This is a genomic window from Natrinema sp. CBA1119, assembly GCF_002572525.1.
GTDB lineage: Archaea > Halobacteriota > Halobacteria > Halobacteriales > Natrialbaceae > Natrinema.
Genome location: NZ_PDBS01000001.1, coordinates 1,716,436 through 1,735,981, shown reverse-complemented (window position 1 = coordinate 1,735,981; position 19,546 = coordinate 1,716,436). Strand labels below are relative to the sequence as shown.

15 protein-coding genes and 1 pseudogene are annotated in these 19,546 nt (G+C 65.0%); 11 read left to right on the top strand and 5 right to left on the bottom strand.

The genetic code is table 11. The features are described 5' to 3' along the window. The first annotated feature begins 93 nt into the window (after positions 1-93). Together CP556_RS08460 and CP556_RS08455 are read left to right on the top strand one after the other, a co-directional pair. On the top strand, positions 94-1,740 hold the full coding sequence (locus CP556_RS08460) for a tryptophan--tRNA ligase (RefSeq protein ID WP_098725215.1): 1,647 nt from the start codon (positions 94-96) through the stop codon (positions 1,738-1,740). Positions 1,741-1,881: 141 nt separating this feature from the next. Continuing rightward, on the top strand, positions 1,882-3,267 hold the full coding sequence (locus tag CP556_RS08455; protein ID WP_098725214.1) for a hypothetical protein: 1,386 nt from the start codon (positions 1,882-1,884) through the stop codon (positions 3,265-3,267). Between the two features lie 11 nt (positions 3,268-3,278). On the opposite strand, the gene CP556_RS08450 is transcribed toward CP556_RS08455, so the two are convergent. Both CP556_RS08450 and CP556_RS08445 read right to left on the bottom strand, forming a co-directional pair. Further along, entirely contained in the window at positions 3,279-4,967 is a 1,689-nt protein-coding gene (locus CP556_RS08450) for a histidine kinase N-terminal 7TM domain-containing protein (protein WP_255291429.1), read from the bottom strand. Between the two features lie 102 nt (positions 4,968-5,069). Continuing rightward, entirely contained in the window at positions 5,070-6,017 is a 948-nt protein-coding gene (locus CP556_RS08445) for a UbiA family prenyltransferase (protein ID WP_098725213.1), read from the bottom strand. A 451-nt stretch (positions 6,018-6,468) separates the two neighbouring features. Here CP556_RS08445 and pheS point away from each other — a divergent pair. Together pheS and pheT are read left to right on the top strand one after the other, a co-directional pair. Further along, a pseudogene (pheS, locus tag CP556_RS08440) lies at positions 6,469-7,994 on the top strand (phenylalanine--tRNA ligase subunit alpha). After that, positions 7,994-9,706 carry a phenylalanine--tRNA ligase subunit beta gene (gene pheT / locus CP556_RS08435; protein ID WP_098725212.1) on the top strand — a complete coding sequence of 571 codons (1,713 nt, stop codon included), beginning with the start codon at positions 7,994-7,996 and terminating at the stop codon, positions 9,704-9,706. The pseudogene pheS and the gene pheT overlap by 1 nt, the downstream one beginning before the upstream one ends. 313 nt (positions 9,707-10,019) lie before the next feature. Here pheT and CP556_RS08430 read toward each other — a convergent pair whose 3' ends face one another. After that, positions 10,020-10,217 carry a SymE family type I addiction module toxin gene (locus tag CP556_RS08430; protein ID WP_098725211.1) on the bottom strand — a complete coding sequence of 66 codons (198 nt, stop codon included), beginning with the start codon at positions 10,215-10,217 and terminating at the stop codon, positions 10,020-10,022. Between the two features lie 239 nt (positions 10,218-10,456). Here CP556_RS08430 and CP556_RS08425 point away from each other — a divergent pair, with 239 nt between their 5' ends. The 3 genes from CP556_RS08425 to pheA all read left to right on the top strand — a co-directional run bounded on the left by CP556_RS08425 (position 10,457) and on the right by pheA (position 13,493). Continuing rightward, positions 10,457-10,765 (top strand): non-histone chromosomal MC1 family protein, encoded by a 309-nt coding sequence (locus CP556_RS08425; RefSeq protein WP_098727332.1) that lies wholly within the window; start codon positions 10,457-10,459, stop codon positions 10,763-10,765. A gap of 531 nt (positions 10,766-11,296) precedes the next feature. Continuing rightward, entirely contained in the window at positions 11,297-12,607 is a 1,311-nt protein-coding gene (locus CP556_RS08420; RefSeq protein ID WP_098727331.1) for an MFS transporter, read from the top strand. A gap of 73 nt (positions 12,608-12,680) precedes the next feature. Next, complete coding sequence (pheA, locus tag CP556_RS08415) at positions 12,681-13,493, top strand: prephenate dehydratase (RefSeq protein WP_098725210.1); 813 nt, start codon at positions 12,681-12,683, stop codon at positions 13,491-13,493. A gap of 39 nt (positions 13,494-13,532) precedes the next feature. Here the strand turns inward: pheA and CP556_RS25895 are convergent, their stop codons facing one another. Continuing rightward, positions 13,533-13,691, bottom strand: a complete 159-nt coding sequence (locus tag CP556_RS25895; RefSeq protein WP_176548150.1) for a hypothetical protein — start codon at positions 13,689-13,691, stop codon at positions 13,533-13,535. 246 nt (positions 13,692-13,937) lie between these two features. Between CP556_RS25895 and CP556_RS08410 the strand changes: the two genes are divergently transcribed. The 3 genes from CP556_RS08410 to CP556_RS08400 all read left to right on the top strand — a co-directional run bounded on the left by CP556_RS08410 (position 13,938) and on the right by CP556_RS08400 (position 15,883). Further along, positions 13,938-14,396 (top strand): peroxiredoxin, encoded by a 459-nt coding sequence (locus tag CP556_RS08410; RefSeq protein ID WP_098725209.1) that lies wholly within the window; start codon positions 13,938-13,940, stop codon positions 14,394-14,396. A 99-nt stretch (positions 14,397-14,495) separates the two neighbouring features. Further along, positions 14,496-14,915, top strand: coding sequence for an Hsp20/alpha crystallin family protein (locus CP556_RS08405; protein WP_098725208.1), 420 nt, complete (start codon positions 14,496-14,498; stop codon positions 14,913-14,915). A gap of 167 nt (positions 14,916-15,082) precedes the next feature. Continuing rightward, on the top strand, positions 15,083-15,883 hold the full coding sequence (locus tag CP556_RS08400) for a hypothetical protein (RefSeq protein WP_098725207.1): 801 nt from the start codon (positions 15,083-15,085) through the stop codon (positions 15,881-15,883). Here the strand turns inward: CP556_RS08400 and CP556_RS08395 are convergent, their stop codons facing one another. Then, complete coding sequence (locus CP556_RS08395; protein ID WP_098725206.1) at positions 15,884-16,654, bottom strand: SDR family NAD(P)-dependent oxidoreductase; 771 nt, start codon at positions 16,652-16,654, stop codon at positions 15,884-15,886. A 168-nt stretch (positions 16,655-16,822) separates the two neighbouring features. On the opposite strand from CP556_RS08395, the gene leuS reads away from it, so the two are divergent. Continuing rightward, entirely contained in the window at positions 16,823-19,534 is a 2,712-nt protein-coding gene (gene leuS / locus CP556_RS08390; protein ID WP_098725205.1) for a leucine--tRNA ligase, read from the top strand. Positions 19,535-19,546 lie beyond the last annotated feature (12 nt).

Sequence of the window (19,546 nt, the reverse complement as noted above, 5' to 3'; positions counted from 1 at the left end):
TTCGACGCGCATCCACTTCACTCTCGCCGATCGAAGATTTCGGTGACGGCGAAGCCGAAGGTTTTTGCGCGCTGCCGAGCCAAAACGCACGTAATGACCGGAGACGACCCGCTCGAGGAGTCCGAGCCAGGGGAACCGACGACCGGGGAGCCGTTACCCGATGGGGGTGAGCGATCCCCTGGATCGCGATCCTCGTCGGAGCTCCGCTCCGACGGCGGAGCCGCCGGAGCGGACGACGTCGCGCTGGACCCCTGGGGATCCTCGAGCGTCTCCGACTACCGGAAGCTGTTCGAGGAGTTCGGCATCGAGGAGTTCGACGAACTGCTCGACCAGGTGCCGAATCCGCACTACCTGATGCGACGCGGGGTCATCTTTGGCCACCGGGATTACCGACCGGTCGCCGAGGCCTTACGGAACGACGAGCCCGCGGCCGTCCTCTCGGGGTTCATGCCCACCGGGGACCCGCACATCGGCCACAAACTGGTCTTCGACGAGATCATCTGGCATCAAGAACAGGGGGCCGACGCCTACGGCCTGATCGCCGACCTCGAGGCCAACTCGGCTCGCGGGATGAGCTGGGACGAGATCGACGAGCACGCTCGGAATTATCTGCTCTCGCTGCTCGCGCTGGGCTTCGACCCCGAGGAGGGGGAACTCTACCGCCAATCGACTAACCGCGAGGTGCAGGATCTCGCCTTCGATCTCGGCGCGGAGGCCAACTTCTCGGAGCTCCAGGCGATCTACGGCTTCGACGGCGAGACCGACGTCTCGCACATGCAGTCGGTCGTCACCCAGATGGCCGACATCCTCTACCCGCAACTCGAGGAGCCCAAGCCGACCGTGATCCCCGTCGGTCCGGATCAGGATCCTCACGTCCGACTGGCTCGGGATCTCGCAGAGCGGATGCGCTTCTTCAAAGTCTCCGAAGCGTACGCCAGCTTCGAACTCGAAGACGAGGAGCGCGAACTGGTCGCCGAGTTCTACGAGCGACTCGAGCCCGCCAACTTCGACGACGATACGCTTCGGTGCGTCCACGTCGCCGAGGCGCTCGAGGAGACGCCGCTGTCGGAACTTTCGGTCAGCGCGGACACGCTGAGTTCGGTCCTGACGAAGTTGACCGAGGCGGGGATGGAACCGATCCGGCCGCGGACCCGATTTTTCGACCGACGGGCGACCGACGACGCCTTCGAGGCGCTGATCGACGCCGTCGACGGCGAAAAGCGGGTCTACGAGAGCCACGTCGACGCCTTCGAGATCGATCGCGCCGAGGCCGAGGAACTCGCCCGACAGGTCGAGGTCGACAACGGCGGCTACGGGTTCCAGCCGCCGTCCTCGATCTATCACCGATTCATGACCGGGCTGACCGGCGGGAAGATGTCCTCCTCGATTCCCGCGAGCCACATCTCGCTGCTGGACGACCCCGAGGACGGCTACGACAAGGTGAAATCGGCAACCACCGGCGGCCGTGAGACGGCCGAGAAACAGCGCGAACTCGGCGGCAAAGCGGACGAGTGTCCCGTCTACGAACTCTACGCCTACCTGCTAGCCGGCGACGACGACGAGTTCGCCAAGCGCGTCTACGACGAGTGCGTCGGCGGCGAACGGCTCTGTGGCGACTGCAAGGAGCAGGCCGCCCAGCTCATGCGTGAATTTCTCGAGGAACACCAAGAGAAACGCGAGGAAGTCGAAGAGTTGCTCGAGGCGGCCGACATCGAACTCGAGTCGCCGCGGCGTCGCTGAGCGGCGATCCGCCGGACGGTACTGACGAGCGCTGGCGATCTGGTGAGATTGAACTGATAGGTTTTTTCGGGCGTAAGTGATGATACGTTTTCAGCGTCTGACAAAGATATATAGGGCCGTTCGTGGAACCCGAAACTATCGATGGCCCGGTCCTTCCGCGAGTCGAACGATGACCTGTTGGTCCCCGCCGACGTGCTCGGTGCGTTCGGCGTCACGCCGGCGGATTTCGGACCGGATTCGTCCGACGGCGAGAGCCTCGAGACGGCGCTGGCCGAGACGCTCTCGACGGGCGTCGACCGGCGGACGGTGCTCCGTCGGACGATCACGCGGAGCGACCGCGGGCTGGCCTGCCCGGCTCGGTACTCGGAAGCCGACCTCGAGGGCGAACTCGCCGCGATTTTCGAGTCGATCCGCTGGTCGGTCACGATCTCACACACGCAGGACGGACTGAAACTCACCGCCACCGATCCCCGCGGCCGCCGCCGCGAGACGTCGGTCACGTATCCCGAGACGCCGCTGGGGACCGACAACCTCCCCGCCGTCCTCTGGACGATCAACGACGGCGTCCTCGCGGGAACCGGCGCGCGGTTCGTCCTCCTCTCGGAGGGCGTCGACCGCTGGCGGGCCGCACTGATCGAAACGAGTGCGCTCGAGCGGCTTCGAGATCGCTACGGCCCGCGAATCGAGGCCGTCGATCGACCGCTCTGTCCGGACCACGGACTCGAGGCGTACGTCCCCGATGCGGCGGCCGACGACGCGACCGGACTCGACGGCGATGGTTCCGGTGCCGACGGAGACGGTCTCGGTGCCGACGGCGACGGTCCCGCCGCCGGAGACGGTCCCTGGCCGCCGTGGGCGCTCGAGCGTGGCACCGACCAGTCACACGATCCGACGACGAGTGTCGACTCGCTCATCGACGAGGCCGAAGCGTCCGCGCGATCGGAGCCGGACTCGGGGGCTGCGTCCGAGCGTGTCTCGAGCGACGTGTTATCCCCACACCCGTCGAGGGAAGCGTCGGAACGATCGACCGCGTCGGCCCCCTCGAGCGAGATCGACGGCTTCGAACTTCGGGGCACCCCCGCGGTCTCGAGACAGGAAGATGACGACAAGCGATCCGAGAACTGTGAGTCGGAAACGACCGTGTTCGACGACGGGGAGAGTACACCGAGTAGCGACGAAAACGCGACGAATGCGGACGAATTCGGGACGCTCTCGGGGACCAGCAAGACGGCGCGCATCGACAACGACTCGTTCGGGACGGCGCTCGATCCCCAGTCCGACGACGACCGCTACCGGGCGCTCGGCGCGGCGCTCGACGCGGGCGGAGCCGTCTCCGTCCGGGGGCTACTCGAGGACGACGAGTTCCTGCCGGAGCTCCCCGCGGTCGAGTCCGAGGAGACCCGCATCGAGTTCGCCGACAGCTGTGCGCCCGTCGACGTCCCCGAGGCGCCGGCGACGACCGAGCGGTCGGGATTCGAGTGGGTCGATTCCGGCTCGCTCGAGACGACGCGGCTCTCGAATCAGTAGCGCATCGGCCGTTACGACGGATTTCCGTCCGATTCGGCCGGCGGACTGGCGGGCGGAGACACGACTGGAACTTCGACGGTAACGATCGAACCGGTCGGATCGTCCGTCTCGAACGTCACCTCACCGCCGGCGATTTCGGCCCCCCACTTGGCTAACCAGAGCCCGAGACCGCTACCGTGTTCCAGCGGAGTTTCCGTTCCGCGCTCCAGGATAGACCGTTCGTAGTCGTCGATCCCGGATCCGTTATCCGCGATACGTATCCGTACCCGATTGCCGTCCGATTCGACCGCGACTCGAACGGACGGGTTCGGGCCGGTGTTGTGCTCGATTCCGTTTTCGATGAGGTTGACGAACACGGGCTCGAGGACGCCGGCGACGGAGAGATCGGCCGCGATCGGTTCGCGGTCGATGCGAGCGTCCGGATACTCCTCTCGGACGGTCGCGATTCCGTCCGCGAGGAGCGACTCGAGCGGGACGGCTTCGATCGAGTCCCGCCCTCGTTCGAAGACGTCGACGATTTCGCGGGCTTTGACCCCCAGCTCTTCGATGCGTCGGGCGCTCGCCGTGATCTCGTCGGCAGCGCCCTGATCGTCCCCGTCCGCGAGTAACTCGGCGTAGCTGCTGATGACGTTCGTTTCCGTCCGGATGTTGTGCCGGAAGACGCGGTTCAGGACTTCGTGGCGCTGTTGCTGTCGAACGTGTTCGCTGATATCGTGGAACGTGATGACGTGGCCGATCGTCCGGTCGTGGATGTCGGTAATAGCGGTCGCCGTCACGTCGTACAGCCGGCCGTCGTGCGGACTCTTGAACGAGCGTCGCGTCGCGACCGATCCGTCAGCCGGGAGCAGCGAGTCGTCGGGAGCGATCTCCTGAAGCGGCCTGCCGAGCACGCGACTGGGTTCGGTCCCCAGAACGTCAGCGCCGGCGTCGTTGATTTCGACGACGTAGTCGTGGCCGTCGGTAACGATGGCACCGTCCGGCATCCGCTCGAAGAGCAGTCGACGCGCACGCGGGTTCGGCGACGGGCTCTTCCCCAGGAGTTGGAAGCGCGTGAGCGCGCCGAGACAGGCGACGCCGGAGATCGAAAACGCGACCGGCGTCGGGTCGAGGCCCGGGACCGGGATAGCACCGACGAGAAAGAGAACGTTACTCGCCCACGGTGCCAGAATGCCGATGAGAAGCGCGGCGCTTTGGCCCCTGAACGGCAGCGAGTCGTCTCGGATCAGTTCCAGGAGCGGAACGGAACCGAGCAGCCCCAGCAGGTACGTGTAGGCGGTGATAATCCAGAACCAGGGGCCGGGAGTCCGGCTGAGCAACAGCATACCGTCCTCGCGAACCACCCTCGAGGACGCGTAGAGCAAACCGGTGTCAGTCAGTGCAAAGACGACGGTGAGCACCGGCACGATCGAGAGGAGCGCAACGTAGCGCGGCTGGATGTACCGATCCCGACCGGTGTACTCCAGCGAGAAGAGCAGCCAGCCGACCGGAATGGCGACGACGCCGATCCATCTGAGATCCGCCCAGAAGACTTTCGCGCCGAGGGTCGATGCCTCGATATCGAAGAGCAAGAACGCCGACCACCAGCACTGTCCGGCGAGCAGGATGACGAGCGGCACTGCACCGGGCTCGGGTCGTTCCCGCCAGGCGAGGAGTGCCGCCGCCGTTCCGATCGCAATGGTTGCGAGTAATATTGTCGACAAAATAGTAATAGAGAACACAGATACGGAGGAGATATCGCTGTTCGCTATTAAACGTGCTGGGAAAGTCATCCCTTCGTGAAAGGGAACGGAAGTGTGCAGTTGTTAGGAGAGCGAGACGGCGAGGGTGAGAACGACGAAGACCACGAGGTACTCGCATTCGGCGACCTTCGCCAGCAGTCGCTCGTTCTCGACCCGGCCGATCAACGACGTGACGGAGAGCGAGTAGCCGATTCCGGCGAGGAGCGCGAGCGCGTGTGCGGGAGAGAGGAACTCGAGGGAGACTGCGAGCACCACGAGTCCGGCCGTACAGCAATCGATCGCGGAGAGGATCCAGCGCGTCCGAGTGACGCCGAAGACGACCGGAATCGTCCGGACGCCGATCGCGCGGTCGCCGTCGACGTCGCGGACGTTCGGGATCTCCGTGTTCGTGAACACCCGAAGGAAGAAGTACGAGAAGACGACGAGCGTTGGAATCGTGATCGGGGCCCCGGCGAACGCGAGCGGAAGCAACGTCAGGGTCGCGGCCCACGCGAGCGCGACGACGATCGTATTGACGAGGAAGACGTCTTTCAGCCGCTGGACGCGGCCGACGCTCCCGCTGCCGGGAATCCAGTTCGTGGCGTAGCACACCCAGAACACGCCTGGGAGCAAGGCAACCGCGAGTGCGATCGGGCCGCCGAGGACGGAGAGTGCGACCGCGAGCCCGTACGCGATCGATGCCAGCACGTAGAGAACGTCCCGATGTCGTCTGACGAACGCTGCCTGTCCGGGGTTCGACATCACGTCGGTATCGACGTCCGCGAGGCGGTCGTTGGTGTAGACGGCGAAGACGACCAGCCCCACGACGACCGCCGCCGGACTCGGCGGCAGCGAGAGGAGGGTCGAGACGATGACCACCTCGGCCATCGCGATCAACGACAGATACGCCGAACTGTACACCAGTGCGTTCCACGCCCGTCCCGGACTCGAGGGGAATCGGGCGAACAGCGTGCTGCGTAGCGCGGCCGCCGTGCTACCCACGTCTGAGAGCGTCTGATTGGTTCGTCTCATAGTTTCAGTAGTGTTCGAGAGCGACCGCCTACCGGCCGCCCCGTAGTAAATATATCGGCAGTTCTTTACGATGTAAGTATGGGATGCAGTCGAATTTGAGTACCGTCCGAAAACGCGAATCGACGGTCGACCACGGCCCGCAACGAGCACGATTGGAAGGAGCGACCGCCGTCGGTCACGACGAGAGCCACACCGGGCGCAAGCTTTTTCGCGTATCGTCGAGAGGCGGGACCTATGGCACCCGAATCCCAGCGGGCCGGTGTCGGCGGACAGTCAGCGCACGAGCGGTCGGGATTCGGTTTCTTCTTCGCCCGGTAACGCCGGGTCGGTGGATCCGCGAGCGCTCACACCGAGCGCTCGCGGCGAAACCGACCGCGCTCTTCCCCCGGCCCCGATGCCCGGGCATATCGGAACCGCTAACTGACCGACACGCAGGCATACGAACAAGCGAATGCAACTTCCAGCACAACAGGTCGCGGTCCTTCAGACCGCGAACGCGGACGAGGCAACGTCCGTCGACGCCCTCGCCGCGGCGACCGAGCTCCCCCCGAAACCGTCACCGGGGCCGTCTTCGAACTCGAGGACGAGGGACTGGTCGCCGTCAGCGAGCGCGTCGACGAAACGGTCGCGCTGACCGACGAGGGGCGCGAGTACGTCACCGACGGGCTTCCCGAGGTCCGGCTCTACGAGGCCGCCCTCGAGGCCGGAGCCGACGCCGACCCCGTCTCGATGGGGCAAGTCATCGGCGCGTCGGGGCTCGAGGGCGGCGCGGTCGACATCGCGCTCTCGAACTACGCGCGCAAGGGCTACGGCGCGATCGACAGCGGCGAGATCACCGCCGACCCCGACGCCGATCCGGCCGCGGACGCGGAGGCGAACGCGCTCGAGGCACTCGCCGACGCCGACGACGCGCCGCTCGAGGCCGTCGACGCGGACGACGAAACGCTCGAGGGACTCGAGCGGCGCGGATTGCTCGAGCGCCGCGAGTCGACGGTCCGCGAAGTCACGCTGACTGAGCGCGCCGTCACGGAGCTGATGGCGGGAATCGAGACGAGCGAAACGGTCGGCCAGGTGACCCCCGAACTGCTCACGAGCGGCGAGTGGGAGGACGTCGAGTTCTCCGAGTACAACGTCGAGGCCGACGCCGAGCGCTTCGACGGCGGCAAGGTCCACATCCTGCGCCAGACCGCCGAGCGAGTCAAGGACACCCTCGTCGGCATGGGCTTCCAGGAGATGGACGGCCCCCACGTCGACGCGGACTTCTGGATCAACGACTGCCTGTTCATGCCGCAGGATCATCCCGCGCGCACGCACTGGGACCGGTTCGCCCTCGAGCAGCCGACCCATATCGACGACCTCCCCGCGGACCTCGTCGAGCGCGTCGAGCGCGCTCACCGGGAGGGCGTCGGCCCGGACGGCGAGGGCTATCACTCGCCGTGGGACGAGGAGTTCGCCCGGGCGCTCGCGCTCCGCGGGCACACCACCTCGCTGTCGACCCGCTACCTCTCGGGCGAGGAGGTGGGGGATCTCGAGCCGCCACAGCGGTACTTCAGCGTCGAGAAGGTGTACCGAAACGACACGCTCGACCCGACGCACCTGCTCGAGTTCTTCCAGATCGAGGGCTGGGTGATGGCCGAGGACCTCTCGGTTCGCGATCTGATGGGCACCTTCGAGGAGTTCTACTCCCAGTTCGGGATCACGGACATCCAGTTCAAGCCCCACTACAACCCCTATACGGAGCCGAGCTTCGAACTGTTCGGGACCCACCCGACGACCGGCGAACTCGTCGAGATCGGCAACTCCGGTATCTTCCGCGAGGAGATGCTCGAGCCCCTCGGCGTGGAGTGTGACGTGATGGCCTGGGGACTGGCCTTAGAGCGACTGCTCATGCTGATGTACGGCTTCGAGGACATCCGGGACATCCACGGAACCCTGTGTGACCTCGAACTGCTGCGCGAAACCGAGGTGACCTACTGATGCCCACCGTCGATATCGACCCCGACGAACTGCGCGAACTGACCGGCCACGACGAAAAGAGCGACGACGACCTGATCGATGACCTGTTCGGCCTCGGCCTCGAGTTCGAAGGGCGTACGGAGGACGGCGAGTTCGAACTCGAGTTCGCGCCGGACCGCCTCGATCGGCTCTCCGTCGAGGGCGTCGCCCGCTCGATGCGGTATCAGTACGGCGACGCGCGAGGGGTGCACGTTCCCTCGCCGAACTCGTCGGAATGGACGATCGAAGTCGAGGAATCGGTCCCCGACGAGCGTCCGTACGTCACGGGCGCAGTCGTTCGAGATGTCGATCTGGACGAGGAAGCCCTCGAGTCCCTCATTCAACTGCAGGAGAAACTCCACGCGACGATGGGGCGCAAGCGCGCGAAGGGTGCGATCGGGATTCACGACCTGACGATGCTGAAGGGGACTGCCGCCACCGAAGGCAACCCGACCATCCAGTACGTCGGCGTCGAACCCGACGAGGACCGGTTCGTGCCGCTCGATTCCGATCAGGAGATGACGCCGGCCGACGTGCTCGAGCAGCACCAGACGGGCCAGACCTACGCCGACCTCGTGAGCGAGTACGATCGGTATCCGGCGATCTACGACAGCATCGGGCTGTTCTCGTTCCCGCCGGTGATCAACGGCCGGCGGACCGAGGTCTCGACGGACTCGAGGGACCTGTTCGTCGAGATGACGGGCACCGACCAGTGGACGATCGACAAGATGCTGAACATCGTCTGCTACGCGCTGTCGGCCCGCGGAGCCACCCTCGAGGAGGTGACGGTCGAGTATCCCGATCACGAACTCGTCCGCCCGGACCTCTCGATGAAGACGAAGACGGTCGCCCACGATCGCATCGAGACGATCCTCGGGATCGGGCTCGACCCCGACGAAGTGATCGACCTCGCCGAGCGATCGGGTCTCAAAGCGGAAAAAGCGGAGAACGAAGACGGCGATCTGATCTACGAGGTGACGATTCCACCCTACCGCGTCGACGTGCTCCACCCGCTTGATGTCATCGACGACCTCGGGCGGGCCTACGGCTTCAACGAACTCGAGCCCCGCTATCCCGATGTGGGAACCGTCGGCGGGCGTCACGAGCGCTCCCGGCTCGAGAACGCCGCCCGAACCCAGCTGGTCGGGCTGGGCTTCGAGGACCTGCTGAACTTCCACATGATCAGCGAGGGGGAGAACTTCGACCGGCTCGACGTGGTCCCCGGTGACGACGTCTACGGTGCCGGCGAGCCCGCCACGATCAAAGAACCCTACAGCGAGGACTTCACCATGCTCCGGACGTGGGTCATGCCGTCGCTGTTGATGGTCCTCGAGCGGAACACCCACCGCTCGTACCCACAAAATCTCGCCGAGATCGGCTTCGCCGCCGAAGTCGACGATCGCGAGAACACCGGCGTCGCGGAGGGTCGCCGCGTCGGAGCCGTCCTCGCACACCACGAGGCCGGCTACGAGGACGCCAAGGCCCGCCTGCAGACCCTCGCTCGCAACTTCGACGCCGACCTCGAGACGCCGCCGACCGACCACCCGACCTTCATTTCGGGTCGAACCGCAGCGGTCGTCATCGACGGCGAGGAGGTCGGCGTGATCGGCGAGGTCCACCCGAAGGTGCTCGTCGAGCACGACCTCGAGGTACCGGTCTCGGCGTTCGAGTTCGACCTCGAGGCGCTGCGCTGAGGGAGAAAGCAGTTTTTCGTTTCAGCGGCGTTGCTGCGGGTTGCAGTCCAAGTGTTGTACCGCGAGCGAGTGAAACGAGCGAGCGGGCCGACGACTGACTCGAAGTGAGCGGTTGCGCGGCGCTACGCGCCGCGAACAGACGAGCGGTGAAACCGCGAGTCAGCGAACGGAGAGGAAGGAGGAGTGCTTTTCATCGACGCTAAGCGGGATCGAAGATCCCGCGAGGTCCAAAAGAGCGCTCAACAGGAGAGCTCTTTTGAGGATTTTGCCGAGGGCGCGGCTCTGCCGCGCCCGCAGAGCAAAAGGTCGGTTTTTAGAACTCGTGTTCGACGTCGTCCTCGTTGGCTTTCTGGATGATTATCTTGCCGTCCCGGACCCGGACGAAGACCTCATCGCCGATATCCATGCCCGCGACCTCGAGTTCGTCTTCGTGGAGGTTGAGGTGGACGTTGTGGTAGTTACCGTCGTCGTCTTTCGCACCGCTTGGACTCAGCTTCTTTTTCCGTACCATCGCGGGATTCTATTCCGAACTTCGCCGTAGGATATACTTAAGTGTTTTCGACGGCTCGGCGAGTGACCGTGTTACGCACGCAACGAGCGAACAACGACGGCACGGCGACCGGAACTCGGGTGTCGATATTGCGGTGAAATGGTGTACGCTACTCACTTAAAGATACTGGCGCAGTCGGTCGGTTTTCGGGGATATCTTTATGTCGGATCGTGTGCTTGACTGACATGGAGGCGATAATCATGGTACGCGAAGACGGTAAACGAAACTTTGCACTGCGCGAATCACCCGACGACGAGTCGAGTGTCTTCTCGGGAAACACACCTCGACAGGCTGCACTCAAGGCGGCCAGACGGCTCGAGCCCGGCTCGAGCGAGGAGGCGGCGGACCGCGTCGAACTCAAACTCCGCGAGAAGGGGACGGACAAGGTACACATCTACGACGGCTGGGCGTGGGAGGAGACGGCTCCCGACGACAAGCCCGACTGGATGCCCGACGAGATCACGGAAGCGAACGTCTCGAAGAAGGGAATCGAGCACCTCGACGAGTAAGCCGTCCGATCGGTAGTTTTCTCCGGTGTGACAGCGACCAGGAGCGGCGTCGGTAGGTCGGAGAGAGTGTGCTGCCGCGTATCATATGGATCGCCTCGGGGGCAAGTCGTTCGAGAATCTGCGATTTCCGAACAACCCGAAGGGGGTCGTCCAGCCCGCTTGTGAACCGACGAATCCGATTTGGAGAGAGAACCGAACGAACGACGATGCTTACCGAATAGTGTGTTGTGTATTTTCACAATACTCCCAGAATAACCCATTTGTCTGGAGATTAAACGCCATAATACAGGGCGTCTTTGTTAGATCACTGCCGTACAGTTGGGTATATTCTAATAAGTGGATTTATACGGGAGTTACCGAACAACTCGAGTGAGCTATGTTGAAAAACATCGAAGAAGTCCGAAAAATATGGGGCAGAATCGGTGAAAGATCGGATATCAATAACACGTTTGTTCCGCATTCCGCAATGGAAGCGAGGAAGTTCAAGTGCACTGCTTGCAGCTTCAGTCGGGGTGAGCAGTCGTGATCACGATGACCAAGTGGCGGACGCTGGTGTTAGCAACGATCGGGTTCAACTTCTCGTTCCTGATCTGGTTCTCCTTCGCGCCGTTCACGGGGCCGATGGCCGAGGAGTTCGGCCTCTCGCTCGCGGAGATTGGGATCCTCGCGAGCGCGGCGATCTGGCTCGCGCCGTTCGGTCGCATTCTGACCGGCTGGCTCTCCGATCGCTGGGGCGCGCCGACGGTGTTCGCCATCGTGTTAACGTACGTTGGCATCTTTTCCATCGCGTCGGCGTTCGCCCAGTCCTACGCCGTCTTCTTCGTCGAGCGGCTGATCGTTGCGACTGCGGGAATCACCTTCGTCATCGGGATCCAGCACGTTTCCGAGTGGTTCGACGAGGAGCAACTGGGAACTGCAGAGGGAATCTACGCCGGCGTCGGCAACGCCGGTGCCGCCGGCGGTGCGCTCATCCTCCCGCGCGTGTTCACCGAGAACTGGAGCGGTCCGATCTTCGAGACGAGCTGGCGAGCGGCCTTCTTCTACACCGGGATCGTCTCGATCCTGCTGGCGATCGTCTACTACACGATCGGCGAGGCCGCCAAGAGCGACGCGAAACGAGAGGCGACCAAGTCGACTGCGAACCTCAAAGATTGGCTCTACACCGCCACCCGCTACGGAACGGTCGTGCTCGCGCTGGCGTACGTGATGAGCTTCGGCCTCGAGCTCTCGATGAACGGCTGGCTTGCGACGTACTACCGGGAAGGGTTCAACACGAACAACCTCGTGCTCGCCAGCACGTTCGCCGCGACGTTCTCCGTCGCAGCCGGCCTGCTTCGGCCGATCGGCGGCTACGTTAGCGACCTGCTCGCTCGCAAGGAGAAGAACATTCTCCCGATCTTCACGGGCCGCTACCGCGAGCAGTGGACGTTCGTCTCGCTGTGTTTCATCGTGCTCGCGATGGTCGGGATGACGCTGGCTGGCCTGACCGGCCAGGTGCTACTGGCCGTCGCGGCCGGCTTCATCGTCGGCATGGGCTGTGCGTTCGCCGAAGGCGCGATCTTCGCACAGGTGCCGGCGATGTTCCCAAACAGTTCCGGTGCCGTCGCCGGCGTCGTCGGGGGCGTCGGCACGGTCGGCGGAATCGTCTACCCGCTCGTCTACGCCGCGCCGATGATGCCGAGCCTCCACACCGGCTACTCCGTCGTCGCGGCCACGATGATCCCCATCCTGTTGCTGTGCGCGTGGGTCTTCCAGCCGCGCCTCGCCGAACGGGCGACCGAAGACGGCTTTCTGGCCTCGAGCGGCGGTAGCGGTACCTCCGGGGCACCGATCGACGACTGAGTGCTGAGAAACCGTCGTTGACCGGCCCCGAGAACCCGACGGTCTTTTGGCCCGTAGCCTGCTATCGGCGGGTATGACTGCAGTGACGCTGGGACCCGAAGGGACCTACTCACACCGGGCGACGAACGCGATCGCCGACGGCGACGAGATCGACTTCCGTCAGTCGGTCACGGCGATCGTCGACGCCGTCGCTGCGGGCGAATACGACCGCGGCGTCATTCCCATCGAGAACAGCATCGAGGGCTCCGTGACGGAGAGCCTCGACGCCATCGCGGACTACGACATCGCCGTCGTCCGCGAGATCGTCACGCCGATCCGCCACGCCCTGCTCGCGCAGGGCCCCGAGTTCGACACCGTCGCCAGCCACTCGCAGGCGCTGGCGCAGTGTCGCACCTACCTCGAGCGCGAGTACCCCGACGCCACGCTCGAGGCCGTCGCGAGCACCGCTCAGGGCGTCGACTTCGCCCGCGACGATCCCTCGGTCGCCGGTATCGGCCACCCGGCCCTCGGCGGCGACGAACTCGAGGTGCTGGCCGAGGACATTCAGGACCAGGACTCGAACGCGACGCGCTTTTTGGCGATCGCACCCGCTGCGGAGCGCTCGACGGGCGGCGGCAAGACCTCGCTGGTGGTCTACCCGAACGCGAACTATCCCGGCTTGCTGCTCGAGTTGCTCGAGCCGTTCGCGGATCGAGATATCAACCTGACCCGCGTCGAGTCCCGGCCGAGCGGGGAGCGCTTAGGCGACTACGTCTTCCACGTCGACTTCGAGGCCGGGCTCTACGAGGCGCGGACGCAGGAGGCGATCGAGGATCTCGAAGAACTGGCCGAGAACGGCTGGGTCCGGCGGCTGGGCTCGTACGATACGGAACACGTCGTCAAGTAGGGCCTCGCGACTCGGGCGACGGAAAAGGAGAGAACTCGATTACTCGATCATCGGATCGCTCTCCGGACGGAACCACGCTCGAATGCGGTCAGCGTAGGAGCCGATTCCGAGTCCCGCGACGAACGAGAGGAGTGTCGGACCGAGGATCCACAGGAGGTCGGGGTGCTCTGCACCAGTGTGAAGCACGATATCTTCCATACGTGATCGTACTCGGAAGGGTGTATAATACGAGTGATGTGGGCAGAAATGACCGAGATCGGCACCGGATTACAAGCCCGTTCCGGCCGATGTCGTTACCTGTTCACTCGAAACGGAGACGGTCGCTCGTACCGCCGAAGGAAAATATCGGTCGCTCGTACCGCCGAAGGAAAATATCGGTCACTCGAGCGAGAATCGTCCGACCGGACCACAAACTGTTATTTCGCGTCCCACGCTACCACGAGTATGCCACTCGCTGCAGGCGACGACGCGCCGACCGTGACCGCACGCAATCAGGACGGCGAGGAGGTCTCGCCGGCGTTCGAGGAACCGACGGTCGTCTACTTCTACCCGAAAGACGACACGCCGGGGTGTACGGTCGAGGCGAACCAGTTCCAGCACGAGCGCGAGACCTATCGCGACGCCGGCGTCGACGTCTACGGCGTCTCGGTCGACGACGTCGACTCCCACCGGTCCTTTTCCGAGTCGGAGGGCCTCGAGTTCGACCTGCTGGCGGATCCCGACGCCGAGATCGCCGACGCGTTCGATGTCGAACGGCGCGACAGCGGCGTGACCACCCGGACGACGTTTCTGCTGGCCGACGGCGAAGTGCAGGCGGTCTACGAGGGCGTCGATCCCGACGGTCACGCGCGCGACGTCTTGCTCGACGCGCTCGACGATGGGCTCGTCACCCTCCCCGAGTAACGCGTTCGACCTCCGAAACGAGAGCCCCCTCCGAGCGCCCCGCCTTCTGTCGTCGCGCTGCGGGCAGAATTTATCCCCTTCGGGCCCCTACGCTCGAGTATGCGACGCAATCCGTTCGACGATATCGAGGAGCTGCTCGACCGCGTGAGCCGACAGGTCGAAGAGGGCATGACCGCAGGCGGGCTGCAGGTCCCCGGCTCGGTGCCGGTCGACGTCGCCGACACCGACGAGCAGTACGTCGTGACGGCCGACCTCCCCGGCTACGAGACCGACGACATCGAACTGACGCTCTCGGACGGGACGCTGCGCCTCGAGGCCAACCGGACCGACGAGGAGGAGCACCCCGAAGGCCGATACATCCGGCGCGAGCGGACGGAAACGTCGGCGAGTCGCCGGATTCGCCTGCCCGAGCCGGTCGAGGAGGAGTCCGTCGCCGCCGGCTTCGAGAACGGCGTGCTGACGGTCCGGCTGCCGAAGGTCTCGGGAAGCGGGGACTCGAAACAGATCGACATCGAGTAGCCGACGCTGGAGCCCCCGGAGCCGACCGGCTTTCGGTCGGAGACCGGGGTCGCCGATCGACGCAGCGACGCGAACGCGCGACGGCGTCCGCGCGGTCACCTGTCGGCCCGTCACCGTGATCGGTCGTTTCCGGGCAGTTATTATGTCTCGATAATAACAACTCCGTCATGGTCCAAGTGGTCGCACTCGTCTTCGCGGGGATCTTTCTCCTGTTCGGCGGTATCGTGCTATCTCGAGCCGGCGAACTCGATGATCGAAGCGAAACGATCAGCGAACTCGCGGCTGCGGGCGACGAGCGGGTGGAGCCGGGCGGCGAAGCGACCGTAAGCGGTCCGGTTCACGTCCTCGAGCCGGCGTCGCCGACGCGGACCGGTCCCCAGCCGAACGGGGGCGACTCGGCCGCCCTCTGGGCGTGGCGCGTCCGCCAAAAGGAGAAGGCACCGAACGGCAGCCGGTGGCGGACCGCCGAGTCCGAACTGGCGGTCGGCGAGTTCGCCGTCGATCACAGCTGGGATCGCGTCCACGTGGACGCGACGACGCTGGCGACCGACGCGGACGACGACCCCTTCGACTCGCCGGAACTGTTTCTGGGCGACCCGGAGACGGAGTCCTATCTCGGTGACCTGGATCCGGTCAATCGCTTCCTCGAGCGGACGGGGTTGGCGAGCGAGGACGGCGTCATTAGTGACCTCGAGTTCAACGTGAGCGTCGGCGGAAAGACCACCATGCCCGACAAGTATCAGGCTACCGTGGTCCGAGACGGCGACGAGCTAGTAGTTCGGGGCGAGCTGACCGAGACGGCCGATGGCTACGTCCTACGGGGAACCGACGAGACGCCGCTCGTGATCGCGACCGGGAGCCTCGAAGACCAGCGCGAGCAGGTTCGCACGTCGGTCCGGCTCCGTCGGGCGGGCGGCGGGGTATTCGTCGGTATCGGCCTGCTCGTCGCGGTTCTCGCTGTCCTCTGACTAGTACCAGGCCCCGCCCGATGAGACGTTGATGTCCTGCCCCGTGACGTGGCGCGACGCCTCGCTCGCGAGGTGGACGGCCATGTCCGCGACTTCCTCGGGCGGGACCAGTTCGTCGATCATGAGGCTCTCGAGGACCTCCTCTTCGACCGCCTCCGCGGGGACGCCCGCCGCCTCGGCCTGTCGCTCGAAGACGCCGCGGATTCGCTCGCCCTCGACCGGGCCGGGACAGATCGCGTTGACGGTGACGCCGTCGTCACCGAACTCGGCCGCCAGCGCGCGAGTCACCCCGATCAGACCCATCTTCGAGGCAGCGTACGGTCCTCGGTTGGCGTAGGGCCGCTTGCCGCCGATCGAGGAGATGTTGATGACGCTTCCCTGCTCGGACTCGCGCAGGTGCGGGGCCGCTTCCCGCGTGACGCGAGCCACGCCGACGACGTTGACGTCGAGGGTCTCGAGCCACTCGCCGTCGGTCGTCTCCTCGAGCGGCGCGGTGGGGCCGGCGATCCCCGCGTTGTTCACGAGACAATCCAGCCCGCCGAAGGTGTCGACGGTCTCGTCGATCGCATCGGCGACCGATTCGGGATCGGTCACGTCGGTCTCGATCGCCAGCGTTCGGTCCGGGACGTCGATCTGGGCTGCAGTTTCGTAGATGCCGTCGCTCCTGGCCGCGAGCGCGACGTCCGCACCCTCGTCGGCGAACGCGGTGGCGATTTCGCGACCGAGTCCCTGACTCGCACCCGTGACGAAAACGGTGGAATCTGCTACCATACCTCAGGGTGTGGCGGGACGAGAATAAAACCGCTTGCCTCCCGGAACCGGTCGGGACCGAGCGTTCGGTACGGCTCGAGGGACATTCGCCGGGACCGTTCGACGGCTCGACGGGGTACGGTATGGAAAGCTATAGGACGGCGTCCACTCCTAGACGTATATAAGCAAATGAGCGACGCGGGATACGACCACGCGACGGTCGAACGGCGCTGGCAGGAGGCGTGGGACGAGGCGGACGTCTATCGGACGCCCGACGACGTCGAGGATCCGACGTACGTCCTCGGAATGTACCCGTATCCGTCGGGCAAACTCCACATGGGACACGTTCGCAACTACACGATTACGGACGCGTATGCTCGGTATCGCCGGATGCGCGGCGACGATGTCCTCCATCCGATGGGCTGGGACGCGTTCGGTCTCCCCGCGGAGAACGCGGCCAAAGAGCGCGACACGAATCCCCGCGACTGGACGTTCGACTGCATCGAGACCATGACCGAACAGATGGAGTCGATGGGCTTTGGCTACGACTGGGAACGGGAGATCGCCACCTGTACGCCCGAATACTACCAGTGGAACCAGTGGCTCTTCGAGCGGTTCCTCGAGGAGGGGCTCGTCGAGCGCCGCGACGCCGAGGTCAACTGGTGTCCCCACTGCGAGACCGTCCTCGCCGACGAGCAGGTCGAGGGCGAGGCGGAGCTCTGCTGGCGCTGTGACACGCCCGTCGAACAGCGCGAACTCGAGCAGTGGTTCCTGAAGATCACCGAGTACGCCGACGAGTTACTGGAAGCGATCGACGGTCTCGAGGGATGGCCCCACTCGGTCCGCCAGATGCAGCGCAACTGGATCGGTCGGCAGTACGGGACGGAACTGGACTTCGAAATCGAGGGGAGCGAGGCGCTACGCGCCTCGAACGGACGCGGCGAGGGTACCGAGCCGCGGGAGTACGGTTCCGTCGAGGCCTTCACCACCCGCGTCGACACCATCTACGGAGCGACCTTCTTCGCGCTCGCGCCCGACCACCCGATCAGCGAAGAGCTGGCCGAAGAGAACGATGACGTCCGTCACTTCATCGAGGAGGAGGCCGATCCCGAGGGCGACGAACCCAACGGCGTCGAGACGGGACTCACCGCGACGAATCCCGTCACCGGCGAGGAGATCCCGGTCTACGTCGCCGATTTCGTCCTCTCTGACGTCGGGACCGGCGCGCTGATGGCCGTGCCGGCCCACGACGAGCGCGACCACGCCTTCGCCGAGAAGAAGGACATCGAGATCAGGCCCGTCATTGCACCCGAACCGGACGATTGGGACGGGGAGACGGTTCCCGACGCACCCGACGTGAGCGAGGAAGCGTATACCGACGACGGCGTCCTGATCGACTCCGGCGAGTACTCGGGCCTCGAGAGCGAGACGGCCCGCGAGCGACTCACCGAGGAAATCGAGAGCGCCGAGGAAGCCACGCAGTACCAGCTGCGCGACTGGGGGATCTCGCGCCAGCGCTACTGGGGCACCCCGATTCCGGTGATCCACTGCGAGAAGTGTGGCCCCGTCACGGTCCCCGAAGAGGACCTGCCCGTCGAGTTGCCGGAGTTCATCAACACCACCGGAAACCCGCTGGACGCCGCCGAGGAGTGGAAGCAGACCACGTGTCCCGACTGCGGCGGCGAAGCCGTCCGCGAGACCGACACGATGGACACCTTCGTCGACTCCTCGTGGTACTTCCTGCGGTACGTCTCGCCCGGTCTCGAGGACGCGCCCTTCGACCTGGAGCGGGCCAACGACTGGATGCCCGTCGATCAGTACGTCGGCGGCATCGAGCACGCCGTGATGCACCTGCTGTATTCCCGGTTCTTCACGAAGGTACTGGCCGATCACGAGGGATTAGCGCACCGCGAGCCCTTCACGAACCTGCTGGCCCAGGGGATGGTCCAGCTCGAGGGCGAGAAGATGTCCAAATCGAAGGGGAACGTCGTCTCGCCCCAGCGGATCGTCGAGGAGTACGGAGCCGACACCGCGCGGCTGTTCATGATGCAGGCCGCCCAGCCCGAGCGCGATTTCGACTGGAGCGAGGAGGGCGTCCGGTCGACCTACGCCTTCCTCGATCGGCTGAAGGGGATGGTCGAACAGTACGTGACGAACGAACCGGACGGCGACGACGACGCCGTTGCGAGCTACGTCGACGCGGAGACCGACGCGACGATCGCCATCGCCAGCGACGAGTATGACGACCTGACGTTCAACAAGGCGCTGCGCGAAACGCAGGATCTGATGCGGACGCTACGGCAATACGCCAATCACACCGAACCCAACGCCGAGATCTACGAGCGCGGGCTGTCGGCCGTCGTCCGACTGCTCTCGCCGGTCGCACCGCACATCGCGGAGGAGTTACACGACGAGCTGGGCGGCGAGGGCTTCGCTGCAAACGCCGAGTGGCCGACCGCCGACGTCGACCGCGACTACGTGTCTAAGCGCCGCCAACTGGTCGCGAACATCCGCGAGGACATCCGCGACATCGTCGAGGTCGCCGGGATCGAGGACCCGCAGGCGATCGACGTCGTTGTCGCCCCCAACTGGAAGTACGATGCCCTCGAGATCGCGATCGAGAGCGACGCCGACAACCTGATCGGCGAACTCATGGGCGAGCCCCACATCCGCGAGCAGGGCGACGCCGCGGCCGACTACGGGCAGGACCTCCAGGCCGAACGCGAGGCGCTCTCGATGACGCTCGGGCCGGACGACGAACACGCGGCGCTCGAGTCCGCCGCGTGGCTAATCGAACGCGAGTTCGACGCCCCGGTTCGCGTCGTTCGCGCCGACGAGGCCGCCGACGACGTGATCACGAACGCCGAGCCCGGTCGACCGGCCATCGAAATAGACGACTGAACCCGTCCCGGT